The organism is Fortiea contorta PCC 7126, assembly GCF_000332295.1.
Taxonomy (GTDB): Bacteria; Cyanobacteriota; Cyanobacteriia; order Cyanobacteriales; family Nostocaceae; genus Fortiea; species Fortiea contorta.
The window spans coordinates 4,755,622-4,766,795 of sequence record NZ_KB235930.1 but is presented as its reverse complement, the minus strand read 5'-3'; the positions used below and the strand labels follow the sequence as shown (position 1 = coordinate 4,766,795).

The following is an 11,174-nucleotide window of genomic DNA, read 5'->3' as shown; positions in this document are numbered from 1 at the left end:
TATAAATTAAACAGCATCGATCCAAAAATCAGCTGTGACGATTTTGCCATTGCGATTAAACTGACCCCAGAGCTTATACTTTCCTGGTTGAGGAAAGCTAGTCATAAAATGAACCTGTCCAGCAGGAGCATTTTTTAGCGCGTGAGCATGAATGTAATCTGCTGCTGTTAATGAGGTTGACTGTCGCAGGATAACTAAATGTCCTTTTTCTCCTAAGTATGGCTGCAAGTTCAGGGGGCGACAATCGCCTTTAAATCCTGCAAGCTAAAGGTTTGGGAGGCACAGACCCCTGGAAAAATTTGTGTGCTTATTGAGAATGAACTGTACAGTTATTAAGCGACTATCTGTAGGGTACAGTTTAATGGTAAAAAAGAACGGTCTCGTAATTTGATTAAGACCTTCATCATAATGCTAGCATCATTCTACCAAAAATTTTTAGAAAAGTACCTGAATAAAGCACAGTTAATCACCCTAAAGATGTTGGTGTGGTTACTACAAAATCAAAAACAAGTGAAGATAGAAAGACTGGCAGCGACACTACCATTACCAATACAACAAAATAGTCGTAGACGGCATATACAAAGGTTTTTAACGCTAAATGCCTTAAGTGTAGTATTGTTGTGGTTTCCAATTATTGAAGCCCTAATTAACCAACATTTTAAACTGGGGTCACAATTAACCATTGCGATGGATAGAACACAGTGGCAGGAAAATAATGTGTTGATGATTAGTATAATTTACCAAAAAAGAGCGTGGCCAATATATTGGTGCTTGTTAGAGAAAGATGGTAGTACCAACCTCACTGAACAAGAAAAAGTATTACGTCCAGTAATCCGCTTATTAAAAGAGTACAAATTAGTAATTATCGGAGATAGGGAATTTCACAGTGTAGAACTGGCACAGTGGCTTCAAAACCAGAATGTAGGTTTTGTACTCCGTCAAAAAAAGGATACTACTTTTCGCCAAAAAAGACAGAAATTTCAGCCTTTAAGTAGCATGGAAATTTATCCTGGTGTCCGCTCCTTTTACACCAACGTCAACGTTACTCAAAAACGTGGGTTTGGTCGGTTTAACTTAGGAGTTTACTGGAAAAGAAAGTACAGGGGTAAGCAAGAAAAAGACGCTTGGTATTTATTAACTAATTTACAAGAAAAGGGAACTCTTAACTCTTAACTCTTAACATTCTGTTAAGAGTTAAGAGTTCCCTTTTCTTGTAAAATCTTAGTGCGAGAACGAAATTATATTTTAAAAGCTTACCGACGAAGGCTTTTAAAATCTAATGAAGTTGCATCTAAAAACCTCCCTCTTGGTAGTGGTGCTGTTGAAAGTTTAATCCGCCAGGTTGTAAATTTAAGAATGAAAGGTAACAGTAAATTTTGGTTAAAAGACAATGCAGAAATTATGTTACATCTCCGTTGTCAATGGATAGCTGGAAGCTGGGATAATTTTTGTGATTCTATCTTTAATTCGTTCATCAAGCCTATAAGTTCTTAATTATTTTATACTTTAATTCCGACCTGAAGAAAATTTTGCCATACTTGATACTAAGTATCAAAGACTTGTTACAAATATTTTTTTAAATAATTGTCAAATAGCTTGCTAGTAATCTTTTTGAGACATCTCATCAAGATCAATTATCCTGTGATGCGGAATTTTTTTTGTAAGTAAAATTACATTGTACTTAAATTAAATTTTTAGCGTAGGCGCAGCCCGCCGCAGGCATCGCACCTTTTTTCCCCGATCTCACCAAATCGCGTTGCTCCCGTATTTCAGGCGGTCGCTCTAAATGCAATCCGAAACACATACCCAAGTACAGCGGCTTCATAGTAGCGTGTGCGAACATCAAGGTATTAGCATTGCTTTAATGTTTTTGAATTTTTATTGAATGATGGGACATATCCCTCTTCTGTCACTTTCCGGAATGAGCAAGTAGTAACTAAGCGAAATTATCCAGAAGCATAATAGGGTTTAAATTGATTCATTGCACTAATTAATTGATTGAATCCCAGCAATAAATGAGAATTAGGGAAAATATGTATCCAGGGATAAATCAACCAAAATAGTAAGAGTGGTTGGGCAATGAGACGTAGATTATTTAAAGTATTTTTCCATCCGGATTCATGGTTCCATTGTTGATGATTAGAAAAATTAGCATCACTATTTTCTTGTAACTCAGGTTCAATTTTACGAGATAGATTTAAGCCTAACAAGGCGGAAGAATTTAAACTAATCATTGTGTAAACACAAAAAATCATTTCCCACCATCTCTCAATATGTTGAAAATTTGTGAACCGATAATTTGTCCAACCTAGTTCCTGTTTACACTGTCGAAAACCATATTCTACCCAGGTTCTTAATCCATATAAATCTCCTAAAGTTTTCTTGAGATTACCTTGAAGATTTGTCATTACGAAAGAAGTTGAATTCTCTGGCATGGTTTCTGGATCAGTGGTTATTTCCCAGTAAGTTATGGCTCTTTTTTTACCATAAATTATTTCCCTAATGTATCTAATTTCTGATTTCTGATTGCTAAATGTTTTTTCAAATTTACACCATTTATTCGCCCTAACGCTCTGTCCTGCTGGCAACCAGACTCCATGATTACTTCTTATTGCTACAACATAATCTAGTTGATATTCAGCTAGTTTTCTAATAAATTCGCTACTTTCACCATACAAACTATCTGCTAGTACTAATTTAATATTAAAGCCTGATTCAATTAGCTCCGTAATAATTTCTGATGCTAATTCTATTTTAGTTTTATATTTATCTCCTGATTTTAGCGTCCCTTTTGGTTTGAATATTTTTACACTTAAAGGAAAAGTTATATTAGAGTAAAGTCCATAAGCATTCACTGAAACTATTCCATTATCGACTTTTCCGACACTCCCTAAATATTGCCTAGCTACATAATCAGTCTTCTTTCCTTTTTTCCTGTCTCCTGTTTCATCTATTACTACTGTAATCGCATTGCCATCTAATGCTGTTTTTAGTCGATTTAATCTTCGTTGTTTTAATTCCTCTACTGACCAATCTGAATTAGCTAAAAAATGATGTAATGACTGTGCAGAGTTTATACTTACGGCTTTCGCTATCTCTGGTAACGATTTTCTTTTAATTGGTGACATTATTCCCAGATGTAAATATTTGAAACACTCATAATTTCTTACTTCTTTAAACAGGTCTTTATACTCTGCACAATATTCATCTATGATGGTAACTGTTGGGTGAGCATCTCTTGGCAAATGCTTGAGGATTTGTAATTCTACATCCATTGCCCTACTTACCTTTCAAGGTTTTCTTTTTTTATTCTTTTATTCAGAATACCCGGAAAGTTACAGAAGAGGGATATAGTACTAGAGAAGCACTATTATCAAGCCTGAGATACGAATTAAACATCTAGGGATAGGCTTAGATTTTATAATCTACTCGATTAAGATGAAATTTGAAATGACTATTGTACATCTACCCAGAAATCAGCAGTGACAATTTTGCCATTACGATTAAATTGTCCCCACATTTTATATTTTCCTGGTTTTGGAAAACTAGTTATAAAATGAACCTCAGCATCTGGGGTATTTTTCATCGCATGAGCATGAATATAGTCTGCTTGTGTTAACGGCAATGACTGTTTGAGGATGACTAAATGTCCTCTTTCTCCTAAATAAGGTTTCAAATCTTTCAGCGGTTGGTTGCTAGCTGCATCTTGTAAGTTGAAAATTAAGTGAACTTCTTGTCCAGTTTTGATTGTGGATTGAGATAACTTGAGATTAGCTTTAGTATTGCCAAAAGTCTTTGTAGTAGCTAAATCAATCTTGGGTGCAGTTGGACTGTTACCTGGAACTTCTGCTTTTAACACCGAAACTTGTTCTGCTTTTCCTGCTACTTTGTAATCGCTGAAAAGGCTGTAGCTGCCTGAATGGGGAAAATTAGCTTCAACTTCAAAGCGTCCATTTCCTTTATATATGGGATGAATATGATTAAATGATTGAAGGTCATCACTAACAACAATTAGATGCATTAGCTTTTCCTGAAATTGATCAAAATTAGCAATTTTTTTACCTTCTTTGTCTGTTACATCAATCGCTAAAGGTACAGGTATTTTAGGAGTAATTTTAGCGGTGAGGATGAGCTTTGCAATTGCGTTGGCTGATTCTAACTTGGAATGACCAGAATGCTCATCCTGAGAGTTCTCAATATTGTGACCGCCATGAGAATTTTTCTCAGCTTTTGGTGTTTGAGAATTACTCATATTGTGACTCGCACGGGAATTTGCATTACTCACGGTGGTAGCATTAGAGTCTGGTGTTTCACCAGATTTCACTTGTGAGGCGCAACCTTGAGTGAGAACAACAGTTGAAGTGATAACAAGTGCAGTCAAAAAATCCTTCATTTTTTCTCGAATTAGTAACTGTAAGTGGGAAAAAACACCAGAACCAAAATATTTCACAGATCCTATAGAAATCTTATAAAAGCCTTCTCAGCAAAATTTCCCACAAGCAGCGTGGCAATTCGAGTACAAATTTCATCTTCTGCTATCAGGAAGTAGTTTTCTTCTGATAGTTGCAAGGTGTAACCCAAAGCTCTTATGCCACAAGGAACAATAGAAGTTTTCTCCATTTTGCCAGCCCCAGGACTTAAGGCTCCTACAATGGCGTGACCTCCTTCATAGTAAACAACGGTTCTTTCCTCTATCTCGTTGAGAAAATAGGACTTTTGCCGCAAACCCGTACTCATTCGTTCAATCGCTTCATTAAAATTAGCCATCGTTACTGCATACATATATGTTGTGTTTGTCGTCCACAGCTAAAGAGAGAACCTTATAACCAAGTTCTCACACAGAAATGAAATTAAGATGAAATAATTTGCCAACTTTTACTTTAAACATAGCATATAATACTATTATATCACATCAAGATGAAATCAGGATGAAATTGCTGCGTAAAAGTTTTTTTGACTTCAAAATGAATTTTTGTAAAAACTTATAGCTGCTTGCATAATTTCTTGGAATGAGCCGTATAAATAACTAGAAGTTAACAATTTCTCTTATAAAAAAAAATTAAACAAGGGAGGCGAGCAAAAATTCTCTGTATTTTTCCGAAATACCACCGATAAGTACTGTAGAGAATTAACAAAAAATCTTAAAGGATGGGTGCAAGTGAAACAAGATGAAATCAAAAATATCTGCAATCGTTTTTGGAGTAACAAAAAACAAAAAAATCTTCTTCATATTCTTGTTATTTCACATTTATGGAGCCAAAACGATTTTTATATCCATTGGAGCAACAATTAAAGTTTTGCCAGCTTGAGACTGAAGTAGATTTTCTGTTGCAGCAGATGCAGGATATCAACCAGAATCTATCCTTATCAAATCATCATCCTGCTTTACCAGTGAATTTAAACCAAGAAAAACAAGTAGTCAAATACTTGCAACAATAGCTATATTTTAGTGTTTTTAACCATTTACTGAGCAACAGTTAACTCCATTATTCACTTGTATTCAAGAGGTAAAAATAGTGTATATTAATCCGTTTTCTCACAAGAAAACAATCCTGCTCACTGGTGCATCAGGAGTAGTTGGTCAAGCTTTATTAGATCGAATGAATGCACATTCGATTATTTGTCTAACCTACAGGAAGCCAATCACGAATTCAGGTGTCACTACCATTCCTTGTGACATTTCATTGCCTCAGCTTGGTCTTAGTCAGACACAGCTAAAAGATATAGCAAAGTGCATTGATTGTATTGTCCATTCAGCTGCGGTAACTGACTTTGGTGAATCAGATGAATTAATTCGTAGCACAAATGTACGCGGCTTGGAAAATATGCTGGAATTGGCAGCGATCGCACAAGTTCCCTTTTACTATATCAGCACAGCTTTTATCCGTCCTCACCAACGTAAAGATGCGCCTTCAGAGCATACATACACTATCTCGAAACGAGAAGGAGAACGGTTAGTTAGAGACAGTGGACTGCCCCACGCAATTATTCGTCCCTCCATTGTGATTGGCGATTCTACATCAGGTGAGATTGCACGTTTTCAGGGCATTTATAACATCATAAGTTCGCTTTTTAGAGGTTTTTTGCCCATCCTGCCCATGCTACCGCACGCATATATAGATTTTATTCCTCAAGACGTTGTTGCTAACGCCATTGCAGCAATAATTGAGCATGATGGCGTAGCAGGCGAATATTGGATCACCTCTGGAAATAAAGCTTTGACAGTACGCCAGATAGCAGATTTAATTGCAGAATTTGGCAAAACTCAAGGTATAGAGATTAACATACCACGCATGGTCAGCCCTGACATTGTAGATCGTCTGATCCGTCCTGCCTTTATGTCAGAATTACCAAAATCCGTCAAAAAAGGTTTTGACTGGTTTGCTCAAGTCGCACCCTACTTATGTAATGAGGAACCTTTCCCCACGTCATTACCAGAAATAGAAACTGGTTTTGGTATAGCACCACTGCCCAATTTGGAAACGGCTTTAACCCATAGCCTTGAATACTGGGCTAATGAAACAAAAGTCTGCTCTGGTAAAAAAGCTAAGAAAGACCGTGCCCAACTTGCTAAATGTGAATGTTGACATAGTATGCTAATCAACAACCTAGCCTTGCAACACGGTTTGAATACATATAACACCATTTTATCTGATGCCAAAGCATTTCTGGCATTGTTGCAGGAAGAACAAGTAATTCAGGAATCCTACTTAAATCGATTTGCGGAAATAGAAAGCGAGGTAGAACAAACTGGAACTTATTGGCAAAGCTTTGATGAACTAGCTTACGGAGCCAAATTGGCATGGCGCAATAGCACCAGATGTGTGGGACGTAGCTACTGGAACTCACTAGAAGTTCGCGATCGCCGCAGCTTGAATCAAGCCGAAGAAGTATTCGAGGCTATGGTTGAGCATCTGCGGTTATCCACTAACGGCGGTCGCATCAAATCCCTTGCTACTATCTTTGCACCGCAAGAACCAGGCCAAGCTGGAATCCGCATTTGGAATGAGCAAATCGTTCGCTACGCAGGGTATCGGCAAACGGATGGTTCGGTTGTGGGTGACCCAAGGTATGTCGAGTTTACAGAGCTTGTGCAACGAATGGGCTGGAAAGGAGGCCAAGGTACTCCCTTTGACATCCTGCCTATCGTGATTCAAATGCCAAATCAGCGTCCAAAGCTGTTTGAGTTACCTCATGATGCAGTGCTAGAAGTGCCAATCCAGCATCCTGACTACTCTTGGTTTGCAGAACTTGGTCTCAAATGGCACGCGTTACCAGCAATTTGCAACATGATGTTGGAGATTGGCGGGGTTCAGTACACAGCCGCGCCCTTTAATGGTTGGTACATGGGTACGGAAATAGCTGCTCGTAACTTTGCTGACGAGAACCGCTATAACTTATTGCCCATTGTGGCCAAGCGAATGGGTCTAGATACTCGCTACGACCATACCTTATGGCGAGACCGCGCCATAGTTGAATTAAATGTTGCGGTTCTATACTCGTTCCGACGTGCTGGCGTGACTATGGTTGACCATCACAGTGAAACTCGTCGCTTTGTGCAATTTGAAAAGAGCGAAGCACTTGCGGGAAGAACTACCTACGCCGACTGGGCATGGATTGTACCTCCCATATCCGGATCGACGACTCCAGTTTTCCACCGCAACTATGAAAATGTTGAGCTAAAGCCCAACTTCTTTTCGCAGCCAGATCCCTGGCGACAGTTTGTATCTGGCAAAAAGTCAGGCTGTCCTTTCGGTCACTAAGAACAATAGTTTTTTACTTTTCTAACTCAATAATTGGAGGAATAAATCATGAAAGCTTTAGTCACTGGTGCTACAGGCTTTGTAGGCTCTGCGATTGTTCGTCAACTTCAAGAAGATGGTCAACAAGTCAAAGCGTTAGTTAGAAAGGGTTCGGATCTGAGAAATTTGGAGAAACTGGATGTTGAAATTGCCTACGGGGATATTACCGATTATGATTCAGTAGCACGAGCAGTGCAGGGCTGCAATTCTGTTTATCACGGTGCTGCAATGGTAGCTTTTTGGGTTCCTCGTAAAGACCGCCACCTGTTTGACTGGGTTAATGTTGAGGGATCAAAAAATGTTTTTTCTGCTGCATTGAAACAGGATGTAGAGAAAGTAATTTACACTAGCACCATCTCGACAATTGGTAGTTACGGAAAGGACACCCCCACCACAGAGAATCACAATTTCAATTTGTGGGATATGTCGATGGAGTACGAGCAATCAAAATATTCTGCCGAGTTTGAAGCTTATCGATTCGCAGCGCAAGGACTACCGATTGTTGTTGTGATGCCTTCTGCACCGTTAGGTGCAAGAGATATCAAGCCAAATCCTGTTGGCAAGCTGATTTTAGACTTTCTCGCCCGTCGGATACCAGGTTACATTGATGGCGGTGCTAACTTTATCGATGTTGATGACGTTGCTTATGGTCACATCCTAGCAGCTAAGAAAGGGAAAGTAGGCGATCGCTATATTTTAGGACATGAAAATCTTTCTGTCGTCGATTTGTTCTCGGCTTTAGAAGCAATTTCTGGAGTTCCAGCCCCCAAACTGAAACTACCTCAGGCAGGCGCTGTAAAACTAGCTCAAATTCTGGAATTTATTTCTGACCACATCACCAACCAACATCCGCTTTATACCGCACCGATGGTCAAGTTCTCCAGCCTTTACTATTACCTCGACACCAGCAAAGCTAAAAATGAGTTGGGGTTTGAACCTAAAAGCAGTGTTAAACAAGCTGCAATTAACGCTATTGAATGGTTCTTGGAGAATGACTATCTGCAAGTCAACGACAAAAACAAATCTCAAATTCGCGAGCATCTGCAAGTTCAGTCTCTGACACCAGTGTTTGCATAGACAGTTGCAATTCATAAGAGCAAGAGCCGAAAACTCTTGCTCTGATTACAGCGCATTTAGTTAGTGAGGCATACGTGGAAAGTAAGTTAGTGAATCAGAAGTTGCGTGAGATTGACCACTCTTTAATGCAAATACCAAATAGCACTTTTGGTAATCTCACCCTGTTACTATTTTTCGCTACCATTAACATCTTTTCAGCATCAATTGTTGCCTATCTTTTGGGATATTTACCTCTTCAAGCTTCAGCAGCAATTAACTTGTTATGTTTGTACGCTCTGTATACAGTTAATCACGAAGCTGTACACCGCTTAGTGCATCCTAATCGCACGGTTAACAATTGGGTTGGGCGCATCGCAGCAGTTCTAGAGGGTACAACGTTCCCCTTGTTCCGTATCTTGCACCCCCAGCACCATGCGTTTACAAATCATCCAGAATACGACCCGGACTACGTTATTGGTAGAAAACCGCGCTGGTTATTACCTCTCTGGACATTGGTGCGTCTCACACACGACAACTCTTTCATGATTAATCGCCGTTTGTGGTCTAATAAACGTCCGCAATTAATCGAACATTTAATTACAGTTGGTTTGCAGTTGTCTGTGGTCATCGGTGCGGCTTGGATAGGCCATCTGCAAGATGCTCTCTGGTTATGGGTGATCCCACTGCTTGTAGCTGGAGCATTAATTGAACTAACGGTTGCATGGGCTGTACATTTTCCCCAGGAGTCCCAACATCCTTTGGAAAACACACGCATATTTAAGGGTCAACTATTGCAGATATTGATGCTGAATCAAAACTATCATATCGTCCATCATCTTTGGCCTAGTATTCCCTGGTTTCGCTACGGCAAGGCAATATCTTTAGTAGAAGTGGCTTTACTAGAACATCAAAACCAGACACCTAAAGTGCCAATCAAACCGCATATTCAGGTTAGTTAATCAATACTATTAAGAAATTAAAAGCGAAATGAAAGAAAGCCAACAAATGCTGGAAAGTGTGGAAACATACCCAGATTCACATCAAGCAGCTAAGTTTAGACAGATGGTAATCCAAGGGCAAAAAAGACACGTTAATAAGTCACTCGCCAAGCTGGCGGAATTAATGGGTACTCATGTTGAAGTTCGTTCTTCTGGAAACTACGTTTTTGATGAACGCGGACAAAAGTATTTAGCTTGTGGTGGCTACGGTGTCTTCACCATCGGTCACTGTCATCCTACTGTAATCGAGGCGGTGAAAGCACAACTGGAGCGTCATCCATTATCAACTCGTGCGCTTTTAAATGCCGAACAAGCTTCGGCGGCGGAAACTCTAGCCTCAGTTACCCCCAAGGGTTTAGATTATGTATATTTCGGTAACTCTGGTGCAGAAGCTACAGAAGCCGGTCTCAAGCTAGCGCGTCTATCTGGCAAACGCAAGTTAGTTGCAATGCTCGGAGGTTTTCACGGTAAGACACTGGGAGCATTAAGTGTCACCAGTCGTGCAGCCTATCGTCTGCCTTTCCAGCCTCTGCTCCCAGAAGTTGAGTTTATCCCCTTTGCAGATCCAAAAGCACTGGAGAATGTACTTTCTCATAACGGTGATGAATGCTGCGTTATTTTGGAACCTGTTCAAGCAGAAGGTGGTGTAATCGTTCCCTATGAAGGCTACTTGCGAGATGTAGAAAGACTCTGCCGCCAGTATGGAGCATTTTTGATTTTCGATGAAATTCAAACGGGACTCGCACGACTAGGAACTTGGTGGGGAGCAGATAGAGAACAGGTAGTTCCTGATGTACTTCTGGTGGGGAAGGCTTTAAGTGGAGGAGTTATACCTGTTAGCGCTGCGGTTGCTTCTGCCCAAGCTTATGAAAGGCTTAATCAAGATCCCCTGTTGCACACTTCGACTTTTGCAGGTAATCCTTTAGCTACAGTTGCCGCACAAGCAGCAATTAATGTGATTAAAAACGAGAATATTATACCCAGAGCCAAAGAACTAGGTGAAAAGTTATTTATTGAAGTGCAGAAAATTGTGGGCGAAATGTGTCCTCATCTAGTTCGAGAAGTTCGCGGTATTGGACTGTTGATTGGCATTGAGTTTGCAGCTGATTATCTGGCTGGTGACTTCATGTTTGAACTCATGCACAGAAATGTCTTGGTTTCCTATTCACTTAATGCTCACCGCGTTGTCAGATTAACACCACCAGCAATTCTGAGTGAGTCAGATGTTGATTGGCTGCTGAGTGCGATTTCAGAAAGTGCGATCGCTCTTGCAAAACGTAACTCATCTTTAAACGTTGTTAATTCATAAAGGAGATTT

Annotated in this window: 8 protein-coding genes and 3 pseudogenes; 7 read left to right on the top strand and 4 right to left on the bottom strand. The window is 39.7% G+C overall.

Annotated elements, in window-relative coordinates; all coding sequences use genetic code 11:
- Positions 1-6: 6 nt before the first annotated feature.
- Positions 7-231: pseudogene (locus tag MIC7126_RS31040) on the bottom strand (hypothetical protein); the annotation flags it as partial.
- A 177-nt stretch (positions 232-408) separates the two neighbouring features.
- On the opposite strand from MIC7126_RS31040, the gene MIC7126_RS28075 reads away from it, so the two are divergent.
- Together MIC7126_RS28075 and MIC7126_RS29650 are read left to right on the top strand one after the other, a co-directional pair.
- Positions 409-1,173, top strand: coding sequence for an IS4 family transposase (locus MIC7126_RS28075; RefSeq protein WP_017655357.1), 765 nt, complete (start codon positions 409-411; stop codon positions 1,171-1,173).
- Positions 1,174-1,215: 42 nt separating this feature from the next.
- Positions 1,216-1,494: pseudogene (locus MIC7126_RS29650) on the top strand (ISLre2 family transposase); the annotation flags it as partial.
- A gap of 452 nt (positions 1,495-1,946) precedes the next feature.
- Here MIC7126_RS29650 and MIC7126_RS0122185 read toward each other — a convergent pair.
- From MIC7126_RS0122185 to MIC7126_RS0122175, 3 genes and pseudogenes are all read right to left on the bottom strand, one after another.
- Positions 1,947-3,275 carry an IS701 family transposase gene (locus MIC7126_RS0122185; protein ID WP_017655356.1) on the bottom strand — a complete coding sequence of 443 codons (1,329 nt, stop codon included), beginning with the start codon at positions 3,273-3,275 and terminating at the stop codon, positions 1,947-1,949.
- 179 nt (positions 3,276-3,454) lie between these two features.
- Positions 3,455-4,393 (bottom strand): hypothetical protein, encoded by a 939-nt coding sequence (locus tag MIC7126_RS0122180; protein ID WP_026100460.1) that lies wholly within the window; start codon positions 4,391-4,393, stop codon positions 3,455-3,457.
- 83 nt (positions 4,394-4,476) lie between these two features.
- Positions 4,477-4,776: pseudogene (locus MIC7126_RS0122175) on the bottom strand (ATP-dependent zinc metalloprotease FtsH); the annotation flags it as partial.
- A 740-nt stretch (positions 4,777-5,516) separates the two neighbouring features.
- Here MIC7126_RS0122175 and MIC7126_RS28070 point away from each other — a divergent pair.
- From MIC7126_RS28070 to MIC7126_RS0122145, 5 genes are all read left to right on the top strand, one after another.
- Positions 5,517-6,587, top strand: coding sequence for an SDR family oxidoreductase (locus MIC7126_RS28070; RefSeq protein WP_017655352.1), 1,071 nt, complete (start codon positions 5,517-5,519; stop codon positions 6,585-6,587).
- A 6-nt stretch (positions 6,588-6,593) separates the two neighbouring features.
- Positions 6,594-7,763: a nitric oxide synthase oxygenase gene (locus MIC7126_RS0122160; protein ID WP_017655351.1), complete on the top strand. Its 1,170-nt coding sequence runs from the start codon at positions 6,594-6,596 to the stop codon at positions 7,761-7,763.
- Between the two features lie 48 nt (positions 7,764-7,811).
- Entirely contained in the window at positions 7,812-8,879 is a 1,068-nt protein-coding gene (locus tag MIC7126_RS0122155) for an SDR family oxidoreductase (RefSeq protein ID WP_017655350.1), read from the top strand.
- A gap of 89 nt (positions 8,880-8,968) precedes the next feature.
- On the top strand, positions 8,969-9,817 hold the full coding sequence (locus MIC7126_RS0122150) for a fatty acid desaturase (protein ID WP_238553669.1): 849 nt from the start codon (positions 8,969-8,971) through the stop codon (positions 9,815-9,817).
- Positions 9,818-9,845: 28 nt separating this feature from the next.
- Positions 9,846-11,165, top strand: a complete 1,320-nt coding sequence (locus MIC7126_RS0122145) for an aspartate aminotransferase family protein (protein WP_017655348.1) — start codon at positions 9,846-9,848, stop codon at positions 11,163-11,165.
- The last annotated feature ends 9 nt before the right edge of the window (positions 11,166-11,174 follow it).

Bases quoted from the DNA above. Each gene is read 5' to 3' on its own strand.
- MIC7126_RS0122145 (WP_017655348.1), top strand. From the start codon at position 9,846: ATGAAAGAAAGCCAACAAATGCTGGAAAGTGTGGAAACATACCCAGAT.
- MIC7126_RS0122160 (WP_017655351.1), top strand. From the start codon at position 6,594: ATGCTAATCAACAACCTAGCCTTGCAACACGGTTTGAATACATATAAC.
- MIC7126_RS28075 (WP_017655357.1), top strand. From the start codon at position 409: ATGCTAGCATCATTCTACCAAAAATTTTTAGAAAAGTACCTGAATAAA.
- MIC7126_RS0122155 (WP_017655350.1), top strand. From the start codon at position 7,812: ATGAAAGCTTTAGTCACTGGTGCTACAGGCTTTGTAGGCTCTGCGATT.
- MIC7126_RS0122180 (WP_026100460.1), bottom strand. From the start codon at position 4,393: ATGAAGGATTTTTTGACTGCACTTGTTATCACTTCAACTGTTGTTCTC.
- MIC7126_RS0122185 (WP_017655356.1), bottom strand. From the start codon at position 3,275: ATGGATGTAGAATTACAAATCCTCAAGCATTTGCCAAGAGATGCTCAC.